The sequence below is a fragment of the Lysinibacillus pakistanensis genome (genome assembly GCF_030123245.1).
GTDB classification, from domain to species: domain Bacteria; phylum Bacillota; class Bacilli; order Bacillales_A; family Planococcaceae; genus Lysinibacillus; species Lysinibacillus pakistanensis.
In genome coordinates this window covers 4,199,873-4,224,282 of the sequence record NZ_CP126101.1, presented here as the reverse complement: position 1 = coordinate 4,224,282, position 24,410 = coordinate 4,199,873, and the positions used below count along the sequence as shown (strand labels likewise).

The 24,410-nt window shown below is 37.5% G+C and carries 24 protein-coding genes; 20 read left to right on the top strand and 4 right to left on the bottom strand.

What is annotated here, in order from left to right; all coding sequences use genetic code 11:
* Positions 1-5 precede the first annotated feature (5 nt).
* The 3 genes from QNH24_RS21125 to QNH24_RS21115 all read left to right on the top strand — a co-directional run bounded on the left by QNH24_RS21125 (position 6) and on the right by QNH24_RS21115 (position 1,364).
* Positions 6-182, top strand: coding sequence for a hypothetical protein (locus QNH24_RS21125; protein WP_283869406.1), 177 nt, complete (start codon positions 6-8; stop codon positions 180-182).
* Positions 183-291: 109 nt separating this feature from the next.
* Complete coding sequence (locus QNH24_RS21120; protein ID WP_283869405.1) at positions 292-696, top strand: phage holin family protein; 405 nt, start codon at positions 292-294, stop codon at positions 694-696.
* On the top strand, positions 693-1,364 hold the full coding sequence (locus QNH24_RS21115; protein ID WP_283869404.1) for a M15 family metallopeptidase: 672 nt from the start codon (positions 693-695) through the stop codon (positions 1,362-1,364). Before QNH24_RS21120 ends, QNH24_RS21115 begins: the two co-directional genes overlap by 4 nt.
* Positions 1,365-1,693: 329 nt before the next feature.
* Here QNH24_RS21115 and QNH24_RS21110 read toward each other — a convergent pair whose 3' ends face one another.
* Positions 1,694-2,395, bottom strand: a complete 702-nt coding sequence (locus tag QNH24_RS21110) for a ZIP family metal transporter (protein WP_283869402.1) — start codon at positions 2,393-2,395, stop codon at positions 1,694-1,696.
* A 179-nt stretch (positions 2,396-2,574) separates the two neighbouring features.
* On the opposite strand from QNH24_RS21110, the gene QNH24_RS21105 reads away from it, so the two are divergent.
* Positions 2,575-3,714: a zinc-dependent alcohol dehydrogenase gene (locus QNH24_RS21105; RefSeq protein WP_283869401.1), complete on the top strand. Its 1,140-nt coding sequence runs from the start codon at positions 2,575-2,577 to the stop codon at positions 3,712-3,714.
* Between the two features lie 83 nt (positions 3,715-3,797).
* Here QNH24_RS21105 and QNH24_RS21100 read toward each other — a convergent pair whose 3' ends face one another.
* A complete protein-coding gene (locus tag QNH24_RS21100) occupies positions 3,798-4,367 on the bottom strand; it encodes an NUMOD4 domain-containing protein (RefSeq protein WP_283869400.1) in 570 nt (189 codons plus the stop codon).
* Positions 4,368-4,594: 227 nt separating this feature from the next.
* Here QNH24_RS21100 and QNH24_RS21095 point away from each other — a divergent pair, with 227 nt between their 5' ends.
* The 10 genes from QNH24_RS21095 (at position 4,595) to spoIIP (ending at position 15,682) form a co-directional block, all read left to right on the top strand.
* Positions 4,595-6,205, top strand: a complete 1,611-nt coding sequence (locus QNH24_RS21095; protein ID WP_283869399.1) for a Na/Pi cotransporter family protein — start codon at positions 4,595-4,597, stop codon at positions 6,203-6,205.
* A gap of 385 nt (positions 6,206-6,590) precedes the next feature.
* Positions 6,591-7,013 carry an SACOL1771 family peroxiredoxin gene (locus tag QNH24_RS21090; RefSeq protein ID WP_283869398.1) on the top strand — a complete coding sequence of 141 codons (423 nt, stop codon included), beginning with the start codon at positions 6,591-6,593 and terminating at the stop codon, positions 7,011-7,013.
* A gap of 196 nt (positions 7,014-7,209) precedes the next feature.
* Positions 7,210-8,883: a GNAT family N-acetyltransferase gene (locus QNH24_RS21085; protein WP_283869397.1), complete on the top strand. Its 1,674-nt coding sequence runs from the start codon at positions 7,210-7,212 to the stop codon at positions 8,881-8,883.
* Positions 8,864-9,610, top strand: coding sequence for a hypothetical protein (locus QNH24_RS21080; protein ID WP_283869396.1), 747 nt, complete (start codon positions 8,864-8,866; stop codon positions 9,608-9,610). The genes QNH24_RS21085 and QNH24_RS21080 overlap by 20 nt, the downstream gene beginning before the upstream one ends.
* Positions 9,598-10,602 (top strand): polysaccharide deacetylase family protein, encoded by a 1,005-nt coding sequence (locus QNH24_RS21075; RefSeq protein WP_283934515.1) that lies wholly within the window; start codon positions 9,598-9,600, stop codon positions 10,600-10,602. The genes QNH24_RS21080 and QNH24_RS21075 overlap by 13 nt, the downstream gene beginning before the upstream one ends.
* A gap of 174 nt (positions 10,603-10,776) precedes the next feature.
* Entirely contained in the window at positions 10,777-12,048 is a 1,272-nt protein-coding gene (hutI, locus tag QNH24_RS21070) for an imidazolonepropionase (RefSeq protein ID WP_283869395.1), read from the top strand.
* Between the two features lies 1 nt (position 12,049).
* Positions 12,050-13,039 (top strand): agmatinase family protein, encoded by a 990-nt coding sequence (locus QNH24_RS21065; RefSeq protein ID WP_283869394.1) that lies wholly within the window; start codon positions 12,050-12,052, stop codon positions 13,037-13,039.
* A 204-nt stretch (positions 13,040-13,243) separates the two neighbouring features.
* The gene (locus QNH24_RS21060; RefSeq protein ID WP_283869393.1) at positions 13,244-14,131 is read left to right on the top strand and encodes a 5'-3' exonuclease; all 888 of its coding nucleotides are present in this window, start codon (positions 13,244-13,246) and stop codon (positions 14,129-14,131) included.
* A 122-nt stretch (positions 14,132-14,253) separates the two neighbouring features.
* Positions 14,254-14,793, top strand: coding sequence for an RNA polymerase sigma factor (locus QNH24_RS21055; RefSeq protein WP_283869392.1), 540 nt, complete (start codon positions 14,254-14,256; stop codon positions 14,791-14,793).
* Positions 14,783-15,682, top strand: a complete 900-nt coding sequence (gene spoIIP, locus QNH24_RS21050; RefSeq protein ID WP_283869391.1) for a stage II sporulation protein P — start codon at positions 14,783-14,785, stop codon at positions 15,680-15,682. The genes QNH24_RS21055 and spoIIP overlap by 11 nt, the downstream gene beginning before the upstream one ends.
* Positions 15,683-15,713: 31 nt before the next feature.
* Here spoIIP and QNH24_RS21045 read toward each other — a convergent pair whose 3' ends face one another.
* Both QNH24_RS21045 and QNH24_RS21040 read right to left on the bottom strand, forming a co-directional pair.
* Entirely contained in the window at positions 15,714-16,220 is a 507-nt protein-coding gene (locus QNH24_RS21045) for a C39 family peptidase (RefSeq protein WP_283872905.1), read from the bottom strand.
* Positions 16,221-16,444: 224 nt separating this feature from the next.
* Complete coding sequence (locus QNH24_RS21040) at positions 16,445-16,762, bottom strand: thioredoxin family protein (protein WP_283869390.1); 318 nt, start codon at positions 16,760-16,762, stop codon at positions 16,445-16,447.
* Positions 16,763-17,151: 389 nt separating this feature from the next.
* Between QNH24_RS21040 and QNH24_RS21035 the strand changes: the two genes are divergently transcribed.
* The 6 genes from QNH24_RS21035 (at position 17,152) to QNH24_RS21010 (ending at position 24,400) form a co-directional block, all read left to right on the top strand.
* Entirely contained in the window at positions 17,152-19,536 is a 2,385-nt protein-coding gene (locus QNH24_RS21035) for a 3-hydroxyacyl-CoA dehydrogenase/enoyl-CoA hydratase family protein (protein WP_283869389.1), read from the top strand.
* Positions 19,537-19,584: 48 nt separating this feature from the next.
* Positions 19,585-20,757, top strand: a complete 1,173-nt coding sequence (locus QNH24_RS21030; RefSeq protein ID WP_283869388.1) for an acetyl-CoA C-acetyltransferase — start codon at positions 19,585-19,587, stop codon at positions 20,755-20,757.
* Between the two features lie 246 nt (positions 20,758-21,003).
* A complete protein-coding gene (locus QNH24_RS21025) occupies positions 21,004-22,788 on the top strand; it encodes an acyl-CoA dehydrogenase FadE (protein WP_283869387.1) in 1,785 nt (594 codons plus the stop codon).
* A gap of 289 nt (positions 22,789-23,077) precedes the next feature.
* Entirely contained in the window at positions 23,078-23,434 is a 357-nt protein-coding gene (locus QNH24_RS21020) for an arsenate reductase family protein (protein ID WP_283869386.1), read from the top strand.
* An 81-nt stretch (positions 23,435-23,515) separates the two neighbouring features.
* Positions 23,516-23,896, top strand: a complete 381-nt coding sequence (gene gcvH / locus QNH24_RS21015) for a glycine cleavage system protein GcvH (RefSeq protein WP_054770484.1) — start codon at positions 23,516-23,518, stop codon at positions 23,894-23,896.
* A gap of 162 nt (positions 23,897-24,058) precedes the next feature.
* Complete coding sequence (locus QNH24_RS21010) at positions 24,059-24,400, top strand: toprim domain-containing protein (protein ID WP_283869385.1); 342 nt, start codon at positions 24,059-24,061, stop codon at positions 24,398-24,400.
* Positions 24,401-24,410 lie beyond the last annotated feature (10 nt).

Below are 24,410 nucleotides of genomic sequence, written 5' to 3'. Positions count from 1 at the left end.
TATTAATGGATTATCAAGTACTATTAAACAACGGACAAACAATTAATTTAAAAAATGCAGAGTTTGATGCAACAGCTTTTACAGCAACTCTAAATGATCAAAAAATTACTTTTGTTAATATTGGAGGAGCGATTATTAATAAGCATATTATTGTAAGTGTGTTACCAATGACAGCCGTATAAACAGAAACGCAGTCCTAGGACGAGCGTTATTTTTATTTAATAGGAAAGCCTTCCAGCGTTTTTCGCTTAGGAGGGCTTTTTCTTATGATCTACAAAAGGAAGTGATGTATTGGATAAATGGATAGCAACATGGAGTGGTTTTATGGGTACACTTATTTCTTATTCAGTAAATGGTTTAGGTATGGCCGTAACAGTTTTAATTGGATTTATGACAATTGATTATATCACTGGCATTTTATCTAGCATTGTTAATCATAATTTAAATAGTCGTATTGGTGTAAATGGTATTATACGAAAAATTTATTATTTGATGTTGGTGGGTTCAATTTATTTATTAGCTTTTGTGATACCAGGTATTGAATATGCTGGCGATGGAGCGGCAATAGCATTTTGTGTTTTAGAATTTATCTCAATAACAGAAAATGGTACAAAGATGGGGCTACCTACACCAAATTTTATAAAGAATATATTAGCAATTGTCAAAGATAAAACTGATGAGGAGGATAAAAAATGAGTATAAATATAACGTCAACATGCCGAGATTTAGCACAATTAATGCCAGTCGCACAATTAGCATGCCGACTTCTATTTCAAGAATGCTACAAGTCAGGCATTGATAATATTTTTATCACAGAAACGTTCCGCTCACAGGAACGACAAAATTATTTATTTGCTCAAGGGCGAACTAGGCCAGGAAACATTGTCACTTGGACACTTTCCAGCAATCATAGCAGTCGTTTAGCATGGGATATTGCGGTTGGTGCCCCACTATCTTTATACGATGTGACTACTCTCAATAAAGTTGGTGTTATTGCTCGCAAGCTTGGCATAACGTGGGGTGGTGATTGGACGGGGAGCATTGATCGACCCCATTTTGAAGTTAAAGCATCTTGGAAAATGCCCATAGGCTATTTATTAGAAGGACAAATAATTGTTCCTAGTAATAGTAAAATGAGAGTTAAATTAATGATAGATGAGAAGAAGGAGGCAAATATGATGACACAAGCATGGAATCCTGCATCACCAACAATGCGCACAGAAACAGAGAAATATTTAGCACAAGCTATTAAAGAAGGAATTATTCAAGAATCACATTTAAAAGATTTGCAAAACGGGATGATGACAACAGACCGCTTGTTAGGCCTTTATATTACAATCCAGCAGCGACGAGCGAATGAATGATAAAGACACCGCCTAAATGGTGGCGGTGTTCATTAAATGAATATTTACTGTAGGCATAAAAATGCTAATCATATCAGGGTATCTTTCGATGCTTATGCCTATGAATAAATAATCATGCTACTAATATTTTTCTTTATCTGCTTTATAAATATTAAATTTCAATTATAAACCTGTAACACGAGAGGGAATTTGTAACGGCTAGCTATTTATTGACTTTGATTTAACCAAAATGCGTAAGAAAACTGTAGAACAATCGGAATTTTACAGCAATAAGTTGAAAAAGAATAGTATTAAAAAAAGCAATCCACATTTTCTCGGTGGATTGCTTTTTATTCGACTAAAGTATGGAATACATAGCTTAATAAATAGCCTAGACAAACATAGATGATTAAGGATTTAAGTGTGACAGAACGAATATGATGCAAAATAAATTCAGATATACTAGTAGTGGCAATTAGGCCAATGGAAATCCCCATCAATAATCCTTGGGCTTTTTCAGATAAATCCCAATATTGACCAATCAATATAAAAATACTGAAAAAAATAGAGAATACAATGAAATAAAGAAAAAGTCTCCATAGTCGTTCTCCCTGGGATAGTAGTGCTGTTGAAAGTGCAAAGCCCTCTGGTATGTGATGAAGAATAATAGATGCTGTAATGGTAATGCTTAATGCCGCATTTCCTAGTAAATTTCCCACAGTAAGACTAATGGGGATGGTGTGAATAATCATTGCGATTGCTAGTAGGGTGACAGAAGGGTTTTGTGAATGGGAAGAATGAAAGATAGTATCTAATATTTGAAAAATAAAATAACCAATAAAAATGCCAAGGATCAGACCAAATGTTTGATATAGGTGAAAGGAAGATGGAACGATATCAAGTACTAGTAAGCCAACTAGAAATCCACCACATAATAATGATAAGCCCTGGGTTGTATGCTGAAAAAGCTTCGAGAACACCCAAGCAATCGCTCCTCCTATGCTAATACTAAAAAAAAGAAAACCACCAAGTACCATTGCACTCAACTGCAAAATTCTCCACCTCATCCCAAACTTTAAGCGTATTACAAAATATATGCTAAGTAGAAATGAATATGATAATCGTAAGTTTAAAAGAAAAAGAAACCAAATGGCGATGATTGAATACTACAACTTGATAAAGGAGAGAATATAGACGATTGCTTTAAGTAGACATTAAAGGAGTTGCTTACATGAGGGCAGTAACCTATCAAGGTATTAAAGATATACAAGTAAAAAATGTGGAAGACCCCGTATTAAAAAAGAAAGATGATATTATAGTACGCATTACATCTACGGCAATATGTGGCTCTGATTTGCATATCTATAAGGGGGCAGTTCCAGCAGATAAAGATTATGTGATTGGACATGAGCCTATGGGCATTGTAGAGGAAATTGGCTCTGAGGTGACGAGGGTAAAAAAAGGTGATCGCATCATTTTGCCCTTTAATGTATCCTGTGGTGATTGTTATTACTGCAAGAACGAGATGGAGAGTCAATGTGATTATTCCAACCCTAACCTCGAAGTGAATTCAGGAGGATATCTTGGATTTACAGAGCGATATGGCAATTATCCAGGGGGACAGGCAGAATATCTACATGTGCCATACGGAAACTTTATGCCCTTTGTCATTCCAGAGTCCTGTGAGCTAGAGGATGAGGCACTATTATTTTTGTCAGATGTACTCCCGACAGCCTATTGGAGTGTCGAAAATGCAGGAGTGAAAAAAGGAGATACAGTTGTAGTGCTCGGCTGCGGTCCTGTTGGTTTAATGACACAAAAATTTGCTTGGATGAAGGGAGCTAAGCGTGTAATTGCTGTTGATTATATTAACTATCGTTTAGTTCATGCGAAGAAAATAAACAATGTCGAAATTATTAATTTAGAAGATTATGATGAAGTGGCCTTTTATATTCGAGAAATTACCAAGGGTGGAGCGGATATTGTCATTGATTGCGTAGGGATGGATGGGAAGAAAACACCTGTAGAGGCCATCGAACAAAAATTAAAGCTTCAAGGGGGAACTTTAAGTCCAATACGTATTGCAATGGATGCTGTTCGTAAATTTGGTACGATTCAAATCACTGGTGTTTATGGTTCTAAATACAATCAGTTTCCATTAGGGCATTTATTTGAAAGAAATATTTCTTTGAAGATGGGACAGGCTCCCGTTATACATTTAATGCCGCTGCTTTATGATAAAATAATTGCAGGAGAATTTGATCCAAGGGAGATTATTACACATAAGCTACCTCTTGAGGAAGCAAGTAAAGCCTATCAAATTTTCAATGATCGTGAGGATGAATGCATAAAAGTAATTCTTAAGCCATAAAAATGAGGGGAAGGCCATTACGCGTTCCTTTTTTTACATAAAAAAGGAATACCCTCAGTGAAGTAGCACTGAGGATATTTTCATTAAAAGTGTATACCTGGTTTATCTATTAATTTACAACCTGTGCCATATTTTGCTTTTAGGGCACCCTTAAAGGCATTTTGTTCAAGCTCCGGAAATGCTTGCTGCCAAAGTTCAAAGACATTATGGCTAGTTGCAGTCCCTTCCTTTGTTAGGCGAACAATATGAAAGCCATACTCATCATTGCATCGAGCTAATGGGCGATTTTCACGTACAGAAATAATTCGACCACTCTGTGTTATTTCATACAAGCCATCATATCCAGTAATCGTACGACTGACTTCATCGCAATCAGCCTTCTTTTCCTCTTTTGTTTCTTCCTTTTCTTCTTGTGCTGGGAGCTGATCCACAATAACAAAATCTTTATGGGAAGCTTTGTCGCTCATTGTTGCCATCACATTCATAATAGATCCTATATAATGCATAGGTTTCTCTTTTTCTTCCTCAAAAACGAATATATTATAATCGGTTTTATTAATTTTTTTTATAATAATATTTCCTGTTGTAATAGTAAAACCGATAAATTTGTTTTTATTTAGTGCTTGTAATGCTTGCTGCTTCGTTAATATCATTATTAAATCTCCTAAAAAATCATTTTTTCTATTCTACCATAAATTTAATGTGAATGTTTTTATAAATCGGTGGTGAGACGATGGAGCTTTTATAAAAAAACTACACAAGAAAAGAAATGTTAGCTATCCTCTTAATTTTAATAATGGTAATATTAAGTAATGTTTGATTACATAGGTTCATTAGCCACATATGATATTTATTTTATTTTGTAGGGAGTGTTAGTAGTTTGATAAATGTATTAGGAGGCATTGGTTTATTTTTACTTGGGATGACCATGCTTACTAACGGTTTAAAGGAGCTTGCAGGGGATGCTCTTAAAAAATGGTTGAATCGATTTACAGGTGGAACAATTAGTTCAGTTCTTTCAGGTACTTTAATGACAATGATTGTACAATCCTCAACTGCAACAACTCTGATTACGATTGGTTTTGTAAGTGCTGGGCTGTTGACCTTTATACAGTCAATTGGTGTTATTATTGGAGCAAATATAGGTAGCACAAGCACAGGATGGATTATTTCACTTATTGGCTTCAAAATTAATATGCAGACAATGTCATTGCCTTTTATTGCACTCGGTGTCTTTGTGCAGTTATTAGCACCACGTGATTTTAAAGCGATAGGCGGGCTTTTTACAGGCTTTGGCTTACTATTTTTAGGCATTGATGTATTACAGGGAGGAATGGCATCCGTTCAGGATAAAATTCCATTTGATTCTTTTCAGGCGGATTCTATAGGTGGTCAGCTTATTTTAATTGTGCTTGGTCTTGTCATGACGGTGATTATGCAGGCATCTAGTGCAGCAATTGCGGCTACTTTAACCGCCCTTTATGCAGGAGCTATTGATTTTGAACAGGCAGCTTATTTAGTAATTGGACAAAATATAGGAACCACTGCCACAGCCCTTTTTGCTGCAATTGGAGCGTCAACAGCTGCAAAACGGACAGCGATGACGCATGTACTGTTTAACGTAGCCACAGCCATTATTGTTACGATTGGTGCAACATTGATGTTTGCATTAACGAAAAACGTGACGACATTCATAAATGGTAGCTTTGATGAAACATTAGGAATTGCTGTTTTCCACACTTTATTTAGTGTCATTGGTGCCATTATTTTCGTGCCGTTTGTCCAACCGTTTGCAAGGGCCATTGAAAAAATGATACCAGAGAAAGGTAATCATTTAACGCGAAATCTGGATGATAGTGTGGCAAAAATTCCTGGGGTAGCTGTGGAGGTTTCCTTTAATACCCTTCAAGACATTACAAAGGAATTAACAACAGTAATCGTATCCCTTATTCGAAGTAAAAAGATGACAACAGAAGCTGAAAGTAAATTAAATCTGATTGATGATGCGATTGAAAAAACACGTCTGTTTATGGATGCTATCCAATCAACAGCCACGAAGGATCGTCATAAGCATATTTCACTATTACATGCACTTGATCACTTGCTTCGCTTGACAAAGGCGTTACGAGAGCAAAATCCAAGCACCTTTCAGCTACAGTCCACTTTAACACAGAAATGGTTGGAGGTACTTGAGGAAGTTTTAGTGATAATCGATGAAGATGAACGCTTGCCAGAGATTTCTGTTCTATTAAATGAAACATCATCAGAGATGGCAGCTGTACGACGAGATAAACGAAATGCCTATTTCGAGCATTCTGTTGAAAATGTCGTAGAGTTAGAGACAGCTGTTTCGAAAGTAGAAGCGCTTCTATGGATTGATCGTTTAGTCTATCACTATTGGCGTACAACTGCTCGTTTAGCAGAATACCAAACAGCAACGAAAAAAAACCGCCATACTGAAACGGAAAAGAACGTTGCTGCCACAGAATAGAAAAATTGCTCGACTCATGCTTTTGCAAAGAGGGCGAGCATTTTTTTATTGCGATTAAGTCAGAAAGAAAAGATGCTTAGGTTGCCAAGGCAATTGCTTCAGCAAATAGGAAAAGTCGCTCGGGTAGCCAAGACAATTGCTCGGCTGAGAGGAAAAACCGCTCAGTTGGCGGAGAATCCCGCTCGGCTGAGAAGAAGACTTGCTCGGTTGGCAGAGAAAATTGCTCGGCTGAAAGGAAGAGGCGCTCAGTTGACCGAGACCTCTCTTGTGGCGTTAAAAGTAGGTAACCACACTGTGAGAAAATCTGTTAAGCTAAACTGCAAAGATAGTATATGAACACACGCATCATTCAAAGGAGGTTTTTAGGATTCAACATGTATTTCATATGGAGTTAAAATGGTCAGAGGGAAGAAATGGGCTAGGGGAAATTGCTGCAGCTAACCTACACACGAGTATTTCTATTCCTCGGGAAATGAATGGACCAGGTGTTGGGACAAATCCTGATGAAATGCTATTGGGTGCCGCAGCTACGTGTTATTTAATTACATTAGCTGCTTTACTAGAAAATTCAAAGATAGAGGTGATAGATCTATCTATGCAGGCTGAGGGGTTTGTCGATGTTACCAATGGTGTTTTTACCTATGAAAAAATTGTCCATAGGCCAAGTATTAGGGTACAGAACTGCTCTGATCGTGAGTTAAAAAGAATTTATCGCTTAGCCGAAAAGGCGGAACAGACGTGTATGATCAGCAAGGCATTGAAGGGTAATGTTCAAATTGAATGCTACGTACAGATATTGCAGGCTTAGAAATCCAAGACAAAAATAAAGATGATCTAATAAAAGGGTGGGGCTATCAAGAAGATGTTAATTTTCTTGATAGCCTTCTTTTTTATATTACCTGACAAAAAAAGTTCTAGAAATCATCGCTATGAATATATAGAGTTAAGTGCTAAAAATGCAGTTGAATAGGCTGTCTCTAAGTTTGTTAAGAAAGGTGATTGATGTGCAATTAATTCGCATTAGAACAGATGATGAGCTTATGTGGTACAAAAATATGTGGGATGACATTTTAGCGAATGAAGGCAATGATAATCCATTTATTGAGTTTGCCTGGTTTTATAACTGGTGGCAAACTATGGGGCGAAGAGAGCGTGTGGAGCTTTATGCAGTTGAAAATGATGGTCAAATTATTGCCTTTTTTCCATTTACGATTCGACTTCGTTGGGGAATACGAATTTATTCATTTGCAGGAGAAAATAGCGCCAATTACTCTGGACTTGTAGCACAAAAAGAGTCCATGCTGTCTGCGACGACCTTTGTTTTTGACCAGCTTATAAAAAAGCATAAGCATCTACTATTTTCATTTCATGGTTTACTCGAAAGCAAGGTTTCTACGAAGATATTAGAGCAATATTTTGTAGAAAGGCAACTACCTCCTAGTATTTTTCGAGTAGTAACTCCGTATATTGACTTTCACGATATAGACTTCCATATCCATTTCCATCAGTGTAGTAAAAAGCACGATATGAATTATCGGGAAAGAATGCTACGAAATGTAGGATCTTTAATAAAGATAACCCCCTCTCAGGACGAGCTTTCGGAAATGTTTAAAATATTGGATAGACGATGGACTAAACGGTTAGATACGAGTGCTTATCGAAAAGGAAAAAAGCGAGATTTTCTAGAACGTCTAATGCTTCTTAAAGGTGAATCGCTGCAAGTAAAGGTAGATGCATTAGTCTTTGAAAATCAATGGATTGCCTTTACCTATGGAGTTTGCTGTCGAGGGCGATATGTGACGTATGCCCTTGCCTATGAGCCAATGTTTCAAATATTTGGAGCCAGTCGACTAGTGAATCAGGAGAATATTAAACGAGCCTTCTCTGAAAATTACCACTTGTTTGACATGGGTACAGGCTATGAACGATATAAACTTGACTGGCGTTCTAACATTGACTTTACAAGACAAATGCTTGTCAGCAGTGGGACGAGGCTGGCAAAGATTTTGGCATTTATGTATACATTGAAAGCACAACTAAAGGAATATGTAACAAAGAATCAGCGCTTTGTTAAATGTAGCCGTGATACGTTAGAGCAATTACGATACTTAGTAAAGTATGGAAAAGTCAAAGATTGGCTAGAATATGGACAACTATTCGTAGAAAAGTTTATACGTTTTAAGCAAGTGAATATATATGAATTATCCCCATCAGAAAGTGTACCGCCACAACGACCTGTAGGAAATTTGTTTGAGAAAATGTCCACACAAGAGGCGATGCAGCTTAATCAGGAGGAAATCATTACTCTACTTTATAAGGGATATACCGTATATAAAGATTCCTTTGCAAAAACGATTCAGCCTGCGTTTGCCTTACATACGTCCAAGTTGTATGTAGATACATTGCAAATAATTGAGACTTTGCCAGAGCAGACCTATTTTTTAAGCTATGATGTTTATAAAAATATCGATATAATTACAGCTTTTTTTCAAAAAATAAAACCTACACAAACACTCTGGGTAACAGCAAACTTTTGGCAATGGCGTAAGCGGAAACGCTTGATGAAGCTAGGCTATAAACCTATTTCTCGAATGAAACATTTCAAATGTGCTCGTTTTCAACGAACGCATGTAGAAAAAAACACAGAGAGTGGGGGCGATGTTCATTCTGTCCATTAAAAGTAAGCGATGGAATATCGCAATGCAGCATTTTTACTTTGTAGAAAAGCCAGCGAATGTTCGAAAATCAATGAAGGTAATTGGCTATACACATTCACTTGTTCCGAGTCGAAAGCTTGTGAAAAGTGAGACAGTTCATATCCATCTTACAGAAAGTGCGCTGTCATTGTATCTTGCATTATCAGAAAGTAACCGCAAAATACTTCGTCGTGCTCAAAAAGAAGCCTATCAAGTTTTTATTTATAAGGAGCCATCTGAAGAAAATTTACGAGCCTTTCAGCAGTTTTATAATAATTTTGCCAAAAGAAAAAAACTTGAATCCATTAGTAAATCTCAAATGGAAGCTATTATGCTGTTAAATAATCAGGGAGCTTTATGGTTGTCTGAGATTCGAAGCATTTGTGGACAAACTCTATGCTATAGGCTTGATATTGTACATGCTAAAAAAGCAATGTCCTATTATGTTGCCACTTGTCATTCGCAAACAACACTTGATTATTTAAAAAGACCTATCCGTTATGCTAATCACTTTCTACTATGGCATAACTTATTGCATTTAAAGGAGCAAGGATTTGTTTTATACGATATGGGGAGACTCATGGATGATCAAAATATTCGTGAATTTAAGTTAAGCTTTGGTGGACAAGTAGTCAATGTTTATTCGGGCTACATTGCTCATTCTAAAATTAGTGCACTTTTACTGGGCGTGCAAAAATGGAGGAAGTAGCAAACGAACTAAATCACGGGGGTCTCGTGATATCATTGGATTTGAAGTTAAATTGGAATGTCCATGATACATTTAGATATGGGCGCTACAGCAAAAATATGAATGGCGTACGTCAGGCATTACCTAAAATTTTAGCGTTATTTGAACAATATGGCATTCATGCAACTTGGGCAACTGTTGGGTTATTATTTGCAGAGTCAAAAGAGGAAATGGCTCATTATTTAAGAGGGATCCCTGTAAAATATGACAATATGCGCTATGCGGCTCATATGCAGCTTGCCAAGGTTGGAGAAAATGAAGACCAGGATCTTTTACATTTTGGTAAATCCTTAATCGAGAGAATTAAAAGTACACCTTATCAGGAGATTGGAAGCCATACCTTTTCTCATTTTTATTGTTTAGAAAAGGGTCAAACAGAAGCCGATTTTCGTTCCGATTTACATGCTACTGCAATGATTTGTGAGGAGTTGACTGGACCTATGAAGTCGATTGTCTTTCCACGGAATCAGATAAATAAAGCCTATTTTGCAGCATGTCGTGAAGTGGGGTTGATATGCTATCGTGGGAATGAAAATCATCCATTATATAGCACTCAGAATGCAGGTTACACAATAAGGGGCAAAAAATGGTTGGATAGTTATATGAATATAACAGGAAATCATTTGGTAACAATGGAGGAAATGCAAAAGCATACATTAATTAATGTTCACTCAAGTGCATTTTTAAGACCATATTGTGGCCCTTTACGTTTTTTAGAGGGCTTAAAAATGAAACGTATTAAAGAGGCTATGCATGAAGCTGCGACAACAAAGACATTTTATCACTTATGGTGGCATCCGCATAATTTTAGCAAGAAATTAGGGAAAAACTTAGCCATACTTGAAGAGATCCTACAGTATTATCAAGAGCTATCTCAAAAATATAATTTTCAAAGTTATGCTATGTATGAGGTGGCAGAGCTTTGTCATCATTTATCTAAACAGAAAAAATAGCAAACTAGAAAATGCTCTAGTTTGCGTTTTTTTGTTTTATTAATAGAAGTTCTAGCCGTGGAGTGACAATTTTTAAAAAATAAAGGGAAAATACAGGAGTATGCCGAAAATGTAATTACTTATGATACTAAAACATATTGAAAAAGCTCGAAGTATTAATAGGGGGATAAAAGAATGACGGAAAGACAGCAAAGGCCAATTTGGATTCAAAATATTTCGCAATTAGTGACACTTGCTAGTGAAAAAAAAGGTCCGCGTATACGTGAGGAAATGAAAGAGTTAGGTATTATTGAAGGAGGAAGTGTCTGGATTGAAGATGGCGTTATTCATGATATAGGGACAACATGTGAAATGATTTTGAAGTATTTATCACGAGCAGAGGAAGCGGACATTGTAGATGCTACAGGAAAAATAGTAACGCCTGGTTTGATTGATCCACATACGCATGTTGTTTTTGGTGGCAGTCGAGAGCATGAATTTGAAATGCGTTTAGAAGGTGCCAGTTATATGGACATTATGAATGCTGGTGGCGGAATACATGCGACAACTAGAAAAATACGAGCACTGTCCGAAGAGCATATTTTCAATCAAACATCGAGACGATTAGATTTATTTTTACAGCATGGTGTGACGACGCTTGAAAGTAAAAGTGGCTATGGACTGGATTTGGACAATGAGTTAAAGCAATTACGCGTGATGCGAAAGTTGCATGAAAAACATCCAATAGATATTGTGCCAACCTTTTTGGGTGCTCACGCTGTGCCAGAGGAGTACCGGGGTAATCCAGAGCACTATATCAAACTTGTCATAGAGGAGATGATTCCTGCAGTTGTGGAGGAAGATTTAGCTAAATTTATCGATGTCTTTTGTGAGGTTGATGTGTTTACCCCTGAGCAATCAGAGCGTATTTTAGTGGCAGGTAAGAACAAGGGACTTATTCCGAAAATCCATGCTGATGAAATTGCAGAAAACCAGGGGGCATTTGTAGCGGCAAAGGTAGGAGCAATCTCAGCTGATCATTTATTGAAAGTATCGGATGAGGGGATTCAAGCGCTTGCGAATTCAGGTGTCATAGCATGTTTATTACCAACAACAGCATTATATCTTGGCGAAAAGCCAGCCCGTGCAAGAGATTTAATTGACGCAGGTGTGCCTGTAGCTATTTCTACGGATTGCAATCCTGGGTCATCTCCTACTATTTCAATGCCGCTTGTGATGAACCTAGCATGCATTATGATGAAAATGACACCTGCGGAAAGTCTGTGTGCTGCGACATATAATGCTGCTTGTGCTCTTCAAATTGAAGACAGAGTAGGTTCTATTGAAGTGGGAAAACAAGCAGATTTAGTACTATGGGATGTACATAATCACCAAAAATTACATTATATTTTTGGAGTCAATCATGTGAAAAAAGTTTGGAAAAAAGGTGTAAAGGTGGTCGGTTAATATGTTTATTCAACCAGAATGTCAATGGAAGCAGGAAAAAGGTTCAGCTATGCATCAATGGATTAAGCAAAAGGAGAATCCGCATCCAAATGACGTAGATATTATCATATATGGAGCTTTATTATCGTATGCAAGTGATTCCTCGAAAAAGGCCCAATACCCAACAGCATTTAGAAAGGTATGGCCAAGCTTTCAATCCTATAATTTAGATGAGCAAATCGATTTACGTTCATTGGCAGTCGTAGATGTCGGAGATGTAGCCATTCAACCAACAGATAGAATGCTTTCTGAATCGGCTATCGAGGCAGCAGCAGAAAATTTAAGTACAGCCTATCCAAAAAGCTTTACCTGTCTTCTAGGTGGAGATCATACTGTTACAGGTTGCTCGCTCAGAGGAATTAAGAATGCATTCCCACAGGAACGAATTGGTATTATTCAAATTGATACACATTTGGATGCTCGTAATCAAGAGGAAATTGGCTTAGCGATGGATTCCCCAATCCAGAAGCTGATAGCTGCAGGCACTGTAGAGGGGAGACATATCTATAATGTCGGATTACATGGCTTTTTTAATTCACCTGAAATGATTCAATATGCAAAAGAGCAAGGAATTCATATGATTACGTTAAAGCAAATGCGTCGTGATGGCATTCAGCTAACAATTCGTGAAATGCTACGTCAGCTGATGTATCAGGTAGATCGCATTTATGTATCCGTAGATTTAGATGCCTTAGATATTACGTTCGCACCGGATGTCCCAGCAGCAACGCCAGGAGGATTAACAGCCTATGAATTATTTGATATTTTAAAGCTCATTGGTGAAAATGAAGGTGTTCGTCATATTGACTTTGTTTACGCTGATCCAAAGGAAGGTGACCTACGTCCAGAAACAGTAAAGATGGGCGTAACCGCATTTCTACAATGGCTAACAGGTATTAAATTGGATCATCGTAATCGTCTAACAACAAAAACGAAAGCCTTGATTAGGTAGTGATATGATGAATTATTTACAATGAAATTTTAATCAAGCCTAGTATTAATCTCTCAGAGGATGTCACAGATTTGATTGAGCTAATCCAGACACAATAATTACGCTGGAGCATAATTGATAATAGTTTGCTATAATAGAACAATGTTAATAATTAAGTGATGGATAAATACAATCATTGTATTGTTATAGAGAGGACTATTTATAATGACAACCAAACCGAAATTACTGATAGTTGATGGCATGGCTCTTTTATTCCGTTCATTCTTTGCCTCGGCTGCAATGGGGCATTATATTCGTCTTGCAGATGGTACGCCGACTAATGGTGCGCAAGGATTTGTGCGTCATGTACTAACCGCACAATCTATTATGCGACCAACGCATCTTGCTGTTTGTTGGGATATGGGTGCACATACATTTCGCAATGAATTATTTGATGGCTATAAGGCAAATCGACCAGCACCACCAGACGAAATGCTACCACAATTCGATATGGCGAAAAATTTATCCCAACAAATCGGCTGGAAAAATTTTGGCGTTAAAGGGATGGAGGCTGACGATTTAATTGGCTCAATGATTACGAAATGGCAGGATGAAGCTGACATTACCGTAATTAGTGGGGATAAGGATTTACTGCAGCTTTTAAGACCATCAACAGAAATTGCTTTTACGAAAAAAGGCTATACAGAGTACGACGTTTATACAGATGCACGCTTTAAAGAGGAGTATGGCATTGAACCAATTCAATTTGCACAGGTTAAGGCATTTATGGGGGATACGAGTGATGGGTACCCAGGCGTTAAAGGCATTGGACCAAAGCAGGCACTTACACTTATTCAAACATATGGCTCCATTGAAAATGTGCTGACATCATTAGATGAATTAAAGCCAGGTCAACGGACGAAAATTCAAGAAAATGTCGACATGCTAAAGCTATCACACGAGCTTGCAACAATTCAAACAAATATAGCAATTGATGCAGAATTCTCTCATCTCATAGTACCAAGCTATGAGCCGCAATTGTTTAAAGAAATTGAGGAACGTGGTTTTACATTAATAGCCAAGCAGGCACGTTCATTGTATACACTAATTTAAAAAACAACATGATTATCAAACGCAGAGTATAGAATTATGCTCTGCTTTTTTTAATGAAAATTTTTGTAACCTTTTACGAATCTCAAACGAATTATAGATGAATAAGTAAAGGAGGGGAAAGGTTGGTTGATTCGAATAACTTGGAATCAAGAATCGTTGAAATTTACAACTTGTATTATTTAGACGTGTACAGATTTCTTGTTTGTTTTTCGGGAAATCAAAATGATGCGGAGGATTTAACGCAAGAAGTATTTATTCGGGTGTTAAAAAGCTTAACAAATTTTAATGGCAGGTATAATTTAAAAACATGGATTTTTTCAATCGCAAAACATGTTGCAGTTGATCATTATCGAAAAAAACGGTTTGTCTCTTTATTTAAAGATGTTTTTTTTAATCAATTGTCCTCGAATGAAAAGAAGCCAGATGAGGTATTTGAAGTAACGGAATTAAAGCGATGTATACATGAGGCCATTGCAAAATTAAAACCCAATTACAGAGCGGTAATGATTCTTCGAGGCATTTCTGAATGCTCTATTAAAGAAACCTCCGATATTTTACAATGTAGTGAAGCTAAAGTGAAAGTTGATTATCACAGAGCTTTAAAAGAGTTGAAAAGAAAACTGAATATTGATATAGAGGGGGTTTTGACAAATGCAAAATGATAAAGAGATATTTGATATGTTAAAAGATATGTACCCTCAGCATCCAAGCAAAAAATTTGTTGCTTTGACTGAAAACACACTTAGACAACAAGCGCGAAGTATGAATAAAAAAAGAATAATAACAAAATTCTCTGTTATGACAAGTGTTTTTTTAGTTTGTTCATTTATTTTTTCGTGGTTAATTTTATCTAACGAAGATAGCAAGGTTTCAATAGAAATCAATGGTTATGGAACAGCATCGTCTAATGCAATAGACGAAAAAGAGCCTGTAGTATATATTTATCATTCACATAATACAGAATCATTTATTCCAGAACTTCAAACAGAAAAATCTAATCAGATGTTTAGTCATACTAAAAATGTAACATTGGTTGGAAAAGAGTTAAGTAAAGCATTAAAAAAATTGCAAATTAAAGCAATTCATGATGAAACAGATATAGCTGGAATCTTAAAACGAAAAGGCTTACCATTTTCAGATTCGTATAAAGTATCAAGGGAAAATTTACAACAAGCATTAGCTGAACATAATAGTATACGTATGATTTTTGATATACATCGAGATTCTCTGAAAAGACAGGATTCAACGATTGAAATTAAAGGGGAAAATTATGCAAGAATTCAATTTACCGTATCAAAAACAAGCGTAAACTATGAAGTGAACAAAAAATTTGCAACACAGCTTCATAAGCAACTGGAGGAACTATATCCAGGACTTTCGAGGGGTGTAGAAGAAAAGGGAGTAACTCCTGAAAATACTTATAATCAAGAGCTTCATGATAATTCTATTTTATTAAATATTGGAAGTATAGAAAATACGCTGGAAGAGACGTATAGAACAACTGATATTTTTGCCCAAGTTGTAAAAAATTATCTTGAGGGGAGGAATTAAGAGCATATCTAAACAAAGCAGGTAAGCTGGCTCAAAAAATAGGCGTGATTTTTATAAAGCTCAATACTTTCTCATTATCCTTAAATAAGGCTGTTCGGATTTTACTTTCGCGATTAGGACCACCATTATCGTGGAAAATTAACAACAGCTCATCATTTTGTATTTCATAGCCAATAAGAGGTACCCAGTGATAGGCAAAGGTAGATTTTTTATCTCGCCAATTCAGGCTGAAATAGCGGTCAAAGCGTATGGCTACAGGACGGCCCGCATCAATTTCCTGTAGTGCCTCCTTTAATGAACAATTACGGATATCCCATGTTGGATGGAGGCGACGAAGATTACGAATGAGGCGCCATTTAAATAACCCAATCTTCGTACCACCAAGGAGTTTATAAAGTGCATTTATCGAAGGAGCTGACTGGTCTAAATAGTTTAAAATTACATGTATAGTTGTAGGTCCACAGGCAGAATTTCGATAGTTTGGCGAAATGGTTGCATCGTATTGTGATTTTCCATGTAAGGATAGTTGTTGGCGCATCATATTCTCCTTTGTAACAAGAGCCACATTTCAAAAGAAATGCAGCTCTTGTAATATTTTGTGTCTGTTGCTTGCGGCTTTTACTTTCCAGACAATTATACAATTTTTAGTCCAGCTAATTATTGCTGTGAAGATAAGAAATCTGTAACTTGTGGCTGACGCTTCGCTTTCGCCACAGATCAGTAGCTCTTTTATGTCAATTATACAATTTTTTAGCCAGCTAATTATTGCTGTGTAGATAAGAAATCCGTTACTTGCTGAGGTGTTTTTGCATTAGCACTATGTAAGTGTGCTAATTTTTCACCGTTTTGGAAAATTAATAGGCTTGGAATACCCATAACATCATATTTGTCAGCAATTTCTGGTAGCTCATCACGGTTCAGCTCGTACCAATCATATTGGCTGTATTCCTCAATAATTGGATCGATGAACATATTCATACGTGTACAATCAGGGCACCAGCCAGCATAGAACTTCACAAGTACCTTTTGGTCACCAGAGATCAGTTCATTAAATTGTTCAGCAGTAGTAATTGTTTTCATTAGTATTTCACTCTCCTTGCTTTCCATTCTACACATTTTTTACGTATCCTGAAAGTTTTCTGTTTGGGATAATTGATAGCTACTTACTGTCCTGTTTTTGCTCGTAAAAAACAAAAAAAGTTGTATACTGCAAAAATAAATGAAGAAAAAAGATTGCTAAATTAGACAAAATAATCTACACTAAAAACAGAAAAAGTAGTTTTATCTTCATTTGGTATTGATAATCGCTGAACGAAGATAGGCCTTAGTTGTATGTCACAGATGTTAGGCTGGATTAAGCTAGTCATACATATAAATCTGGACAAAAATACACGAAGGCAAACTTGATATTTTTTTGGCCAAAAAATGAATGGCTATTCATTCAATGGGAGAATAAGGGGGAATTGCTTGTGACTTACAATATTAAAAAAGCAGCTGTTCTAGGTTCAGGTGTTATGGGCTCTGGTATTGCTGCACATTTAGCAAACATCGGTATTCCAACACTATTATTAGACATTGCACCGAAAGAACTAACAGCAGACGAAGAGGCAAAGGGCCTTTCTCTAGAACATCCTGCTGTAAGAAATCGTATTGTTAATGGGGCGCTTCAAAAGTTAGTAAAGCAAAAACCAGCACCACTTACTTCTAAGAAAAATTTATCACTACTAACGGTCGGTAACTTTGAGGATGATTTAGGGAAGTTAAAAGATGTGGATTGGATTATTGAAGTTGTCGTTGAAAATTTAGCAATTAAGCAAAGTCTTTATGAAAAAATCGACGCTGTCAGAACACCAGGCACAATTGTTAGTTCAAACACTTCTGGTATTAGCATTAATGCAATGGCTGAAGGGCGCTCAGAAGATTTTCAAAAGCATTTCTTGGGTACTCACTTCTTCAACCCACCACGCTATTTAAAATTACTTGAAGTCATTCCAGCCAATACAACAGCACCAGAGGTTGTAAGCTTTATGAAAACATTTGGCGAGGATGTGCTTGGAAAAGGTGTGGTGCTTGCCAAGGATACACCAAACTTTATTGCCAATCGTATTGGAACGTACGGCTTACTAATCACTTTACAAGAAATGGTGAAGGGGAATTATTCAGTGGGTGAGGTGGATTCTGTAACGGGTCCATTAATCGGTCGTCCCAAATCTGCAACCTTCCGTACTTTAGATGTTGTTGGCTTAGATACATTTATCCACGTAGCGAAAAATGTTTATGATCAAACTACTGGTGAAGAACAGCAAGTATTTGCAGTACCAGAATTCCTACAGAAAATGGTGGAGAATGGCTGGCTAGGTGCAAAATCTGGTCAAGGTTTCTTCTTAAAACAAGGGAAAGAAATACTTGAAATTGATCCAAACACATTAGAATATAGCCCAGTTAAAAAATTAAAAACACCTTCTATTGAAATGGCAAAACAAATGCGCGGTCTAGCTAATAAGGTAAAAGCTTTAACATATGCTAAAGATCGTACAGGAGAATTACTATGGGGTATCTTCGCTCCAACACTCATATACTCTGCACAACTGCATGGCGAAATTGCTGATGATATCGTAGCAATTGATAATGCCATGAAATGGGGCTTCGGCTGGCAACAAGGTCCATTTGAAATATGGGATGCGCTTGGCGTGAAAGATTCCGTAGCAAAAATGGAGGCTGAGGGTCGTGAAGTACCTGCATTTGTGAAAGAAATGTTAGCAAATGGCTTTGACACTTTCTATACAGAAATTGATGGTGATTTAGCGTACTACAATGGTTCCGAATATGTAAAGGTACCAGTGAATGAAAAGGAAATTAACGTAAAACGCTATAAGAAAAAGCATGGTGTTATTAAATCAAACACAGGTGCTAGCTTAATAGACTTAGGTGATGGCATTGCCTTACTTGAGTTCCATTCCCAATCGAATGCTATTGGTTTAGATATTATCCAAATGATTAATTTTGCGGTGGATGAAGTAGAGGCCAACTATAAGGGCTTAGTCATCGGTAATCAAGGGAAAAACTTCTGTGTTGGTGCAAATCTAGGCATGATTTTAGTAGAAGCACAGGATGATAATATTTTTGAGCTAGATTTCGTGATTAAAGCTTTCCAAGATGCGATGCAAAAAATTAAATACTCTCGTAAGCCTGTTGTCGCAGCACCGTTTGCCATGACACTTGGTGGTGGAGCAGAAGTATGCTTACCAGCTGCACATATTCAAGCAACGATGGAAACCTATATGGGATTAGTGGAAGTGGGCGTTGGCTTAATTCCTGGAGGAGGTGGCAATAAAGCACTCTATCAAAAATTCCTTAAAGGTTTACCAAATGGTGTTGAGGTAGACTATCAACATATTGCTAATAAAGTATTTGAAACGATTGCGATGGCAAAAGTTTCAACATCTGGTGAAGAAGCTCGTGAGAATAACTTCTTAGACTTTGCTGATGGGATTTCTGTTAATCCAGATCACCAACTATATGATGCAAAACAAGCTGCACTAGCGCTTTATGAGGCAGGCTATCAACCACCTGTACCTACGAAAGTTCCCGTAGTTGGTGCATCAGGTTACGGTACGCTATTAATCGGTGCGCAAGGATTGTTTGAATCAGGCTATATTAGTGAACACGATTTAAAAATCGCTAAAAAATTAGCGTATGTCATTGCTGGTGGGAAAGTTCCATATGGCACTTTAGTCGATGAACAATATCTATTAAACCTAGAGCGTGAGGCATTCCTAAGCTTGGTTGCAGATCCTCTTTCTCAGCAAAGAATGCAGCACATGCTGTTAAAAGGGAAACCACTCCGTAACTAATAGAAGAATTAGACAAATCTTGCACATGAAACAAAGGGGGATTATACGATGCGTGAAGCCGTTATTGTAGCAGGAGCACGAACTCCAATTGGAAAAGCAAAAAAAGGTTCTTTAGCAACAGTGAGACCAGATGACTTTGGTGCCGTAGTTGTCAAAGAAACATTAAAAAGAGCTGGCTATGAAGGGCCAATTGATGATTTGATTTTAGGTTGTGCTATGCCAGAAGCTGAGCAGGGAATGAATGTAGCACGCAGTATTGGCGCACTTGCAGGATTACCAGATACAACACCAGCACTAACAATTAATAGATTCTGTTCATCAGGCTTACAAGCAATTGCCTATGCAGCAGAACGAATTATGCTAGGTCATTCAAAGGCGATACTTGCTGGTGGCGTCGAGTCAATGAGTATGGTGCCAATGGTAGGGAATACGCCACGCTTAAATCCGACTTTAGCTGAAACAGCTCCTCAATATTATATGGGAATGGGTCATACAGCTGAGGAAGTAGCACGACAATACAATGTTAGTCGAGAGGATCAAGATGCCTTTGCCGTTCGTTCACATGCGCTTGCAGAAAAGGCGATTAAAGAAGGAAAGTTCAATGATGAGATTGTTCCAGTAGAGGTGGAGCAGCATTTCGTGGATGCTAACAATAAACCACAAGTGAAGAAATTCACGTTTAGTATGGATGAGGGTGTACGTCCAGGTACATCTGTTGAAGGTTTAGCAAAGCTACGTCCATCCTTCCATGTAAAAGGTAGTGTGACAGCTGGAAATGCCTCTCAAACATCTGATGGAGCAGCAGCTGTCCTAGTGATGGATCGGGAGGAGGCTGACAAGCAGGGACTTACGCCAATGGCAAAATTCCTAGGCTTTGCTGTTGGGGGTGTACCTCCTGAAGTAATGGGTATAGGGCCAATCGTGGCAGTACCCAAAGCGTTAGAAATTGCAGGATTATCAATAGATGACATCGATTTATGGGAAATTAATGAAGCATTTGCCTCACAATCTTTACAGGTTGTACGTCATTTAGGCATCGACCAAGAAAAAGTAAATGTGAATGGTGGTGCCATTGCATTAGGTCACCCACTAGGCGCAACAGGAGCTATTTTAACATTAAAGCTTATTCATGAATTGAAGCGTCAAGGTAAGAAATATGGAGTTGTGACAATGTGTATTGGCGGCGGCATGGGGGCTGCAGGCGTATTTGAAATTCTATAATTTTTCGCTAGATAAGCTTGAGGTGTACTGTTTACGGTTGCCTCCGAACATTGTATATTTCAAGCTTTTCTATATATTTTCATCGTGATTGAAGCGTCAATTTATGACCGCTAAATCTAGAAAAGGCCCAGCGGATGTCACAGATTTTGAAAAGGAGCTTTTCGAGCAAAGTCTGAACGCAATTATGCTGAGGTGTAAATTAGGGGATTAAACAATCAAAATTGATATATGTGGGAGGAATTAATCATGACAGAAAAAACAACGGATTTTATTAAAGGCGGCGGATTTCTTGTTGAAGATGTGGAATTAGATCGTGTGTTTACACCTGAAGATTTCTCAGATGAGCATAAAATGATTGCAAAAACAACAGAAGAATATGTAACAAATGAAGTGCTACCAGTTGTTGAAAACTTAGAGCATCATGAATTTGAGCATTCAGTTCGTCTACTAAAGAGTGCTGGTGAGCTAGGTTTACTAGGTGCAGATGTACCTGAAGAATATGAGGGCTTAGGCTTAGACAAAGTATCTTCTGCCTTAATCGCAGAAAAAATGTCCGTAGCGGGTGGATTCTCAATTACTCATGGTGCACATGTCGGTATTGGTTCATTACCAATTGTACTGTTTGGTAATGAAGAGCAAAAGCAAAAATACCTACCAAAGCTAGCATCAGGTGAATTAATTGCTGCCTATGCATTAACAGAGCCAGGTTCTGGTTCAGACGCATTAGGGGCAAAAACAACTGCAAAATTAAATGATGCAGGTACGCATTATATTCTAAATGGTGAAAAGCAATGGATTACAAACGCCGGCTTTGCTGATGTATTTGTCGTGTACGCTAAAATCGATGGCGATAAATTCTCTGCATTTATCGTAGAACGTGCATTCAATGGCGTGTCAGTGGGACCTGAAGAGAAGAAGATGGGGATTAAATCTTCATCCACTCGTACATTAGTGTTAGAGGATGCAGAAGTGCCTGTAGAAAATTTATTAGGTGAAATTGGCCGTGGGCATGTGATTGCCTTTAATATTTTAAATATTGGTCGTTATAAGCTAGGCGTTGGTACAATTGGTGGATCTAAGCGTGCATTAGAGCTAGCGATTCAATATACAAACCAACGTCAGCAATTTAAAACAAAGCTGTCTGATTTCAATTTAACAAAAGAAAAATTATCAACAATGGCTTCTCAATTATATGCGTCTGAGTCATTAAACTACCGTACTGTAGGCTTATTTGAGGATCGCTTAAGTCAGTTAAACCCTGAGGAGCAAAAGCAAGGAACGGTAATTGCCGGTGCTATTGCTGAATATGCGATTGAATGCTCAATTGCCAAAGTGTTTGGTTCAGAAACATTAGATTATATTGCAGATGAAGCGGTGCAATTACATGGTGGCTACGGCTTTATGGCTGAATACGAGGTAGAGCGAATTTATCGCGATTCTCGTATTAATCGAATTTTTGAAGGAACAAATGAAATTAACCGCATGATTGTGCCAGGTACATTTATGAAGAAGGCAATAAAGGGTGAGCTTCCACTATTACAAGTAGCCCAAAATTTACAGCAGGAGCTGCTTATGCTAATGCCTGAAGATATAGGCACAGAGCCACTAGCACAAGAAAAATACCTTGTGAAAAATGCAAAGAAAATCGCAGTATTAGCAGCGGGATTAGCAGCACAACGCTTTGGTCCGAAGCTTGATCAGGAGCAAGAGGTATTGGTAAATATTGCGAATATCGCAAACCAATTATTCGCTATGGAATCAGCTGTCTTACGTACAGAAAAAGCGATTGCTCGTGATGGTGCTGAAAAAGCTCATCAAAAATTATTGTACACTCAAATCTTTTGTCAAGAAGCATTTGCAGAAATTGAAAAAGAGGCAAAAGATACAATTCTTGCTTCAGCTGACGGAGATGCAGCGCGCATGACGTTATCTGCACTACGTAAGCTAACACGTAATAATCCTTACAACTTAATTGCGAAGAAACGTGAAGCATCAGTTAAGTTGATTGACGCAGAAAAATATGTAGTGTAATAAATCAAACAGCCTAGCTATCTGTAATAGATAGCTAGGCTGTTTGTGGGTGAGAAGGATAGATTTGCAAAAGCAACTGATAGAAACAGTTAAGTGAAGGATAGAATTAAGAAAGTGACGGATAGAATTAAGAAAGAAATGGATAGACTGTAGTAGAAGCCTGGGGATTGGTGTGAGAGCAACTGAAAATTGTTTCATTTTGGTTTGTATGGTTATGATGGTATACTACAGAAAATAAGGAAGACACAGAAAATCAGTGTCCTCAAAAAGAAAGTAGAGGAGCCTTTCAATGACGATTCAATTTATCCAATATCCAAAATGCACAACTTGTAAGAAAGCTCAAAAATGGTTAAACGATAATGATATAGTGTATGAAGAGGTACACATTGTAGAACAGCCACCTTCAAAGGACGAATTAACAAAGTTATGGCAAGCAAGTGGACTACCTCTTAAAAAGTTTTTTAATACGTCTGGCATGAAGTATCGAGAGCTTGGTTTGAAGGATAAACTTGCCGATATGAGCGAGGAGGAGCAGCTTGAGCTACTTGCTTCTGATGGAATGTTAATCAAACGTCCAATCGTTACTGATGGAAAAAAAGTAACGTTAGGGTTTAAAGAATCTGATTTTGAGCAAGCTTGGAAATAGCCGTAATTATCCTTGTTTTTATAGGAGAAGTATGGCACACTGAAAGTGAATATATTACATATTTATGGAGGGGTTTTTTGCATGAGCACACCTAAAGACTTACGATACTCTGAAGAACATGAATGGGTAAAAGTAGAAGATGGAAAAGTACGTATCGGTATTACACACTTCGCACAATCTGAATTAGGAGATATCGTTTTCGTTGAGCTTCCACAAGTTGGCGATGAGATCAAAACAGATGATCCATTCGGTAGCGTAGAATCAGTAAAAACTGTTTCTGAATTATATGCGCCAATCTCAGGTACTGTAGTTGAAGTAAATGCAGATTTAGAAGATAGCCCAGAATTCGTTAATGAATCACCATATGAAAAAGCTTGGATGATCGTTGTTGAGCCTGCTGATGCATCAGAAGTTGAAAAGCTTATGACAGCAGAGCAATACGAAGAAATGGTCGCTGAATAAGACAAGCCCTAATAGAAAAACGTCGGCATTCACCGACGTTTTTTATTATCTTCATGGCTGGGGAGATAGTCGCTTGCAATGGGTGTCTAACATTACCATCGTTAATGCTTAATTGATATAATGACTATAAGGAAAAGGGATATGTCTAATGGGGGTGGCGTGATGTTCGAGGGAAAATGCTTAATTGTTGAAGGCCGTTCGGATAAGCTTCAAATTGAACCTATTTTAAGTGAAGATGTCACAATACTTTGTACGAATGGTACAATTGGTGTGCATCAATTAGAAGTGCTGCTTGATCCATATGAGGGCTGTGAGCTTTATACATTTTTTGATGCAGATCCATCAGGGGATAAGCTACGGGCATTAATGGACAGACATTATCCAGAGGCAGAGCATTTACGTACAATGCCAACGTATAAAGAAGTTGAGACAACTCCGAGAAAGGTATTAGCAATGATATTGTTGCGAGCACATTTCTCAATCCATAATCAATATATTTTGTAAGGTTGCGTGA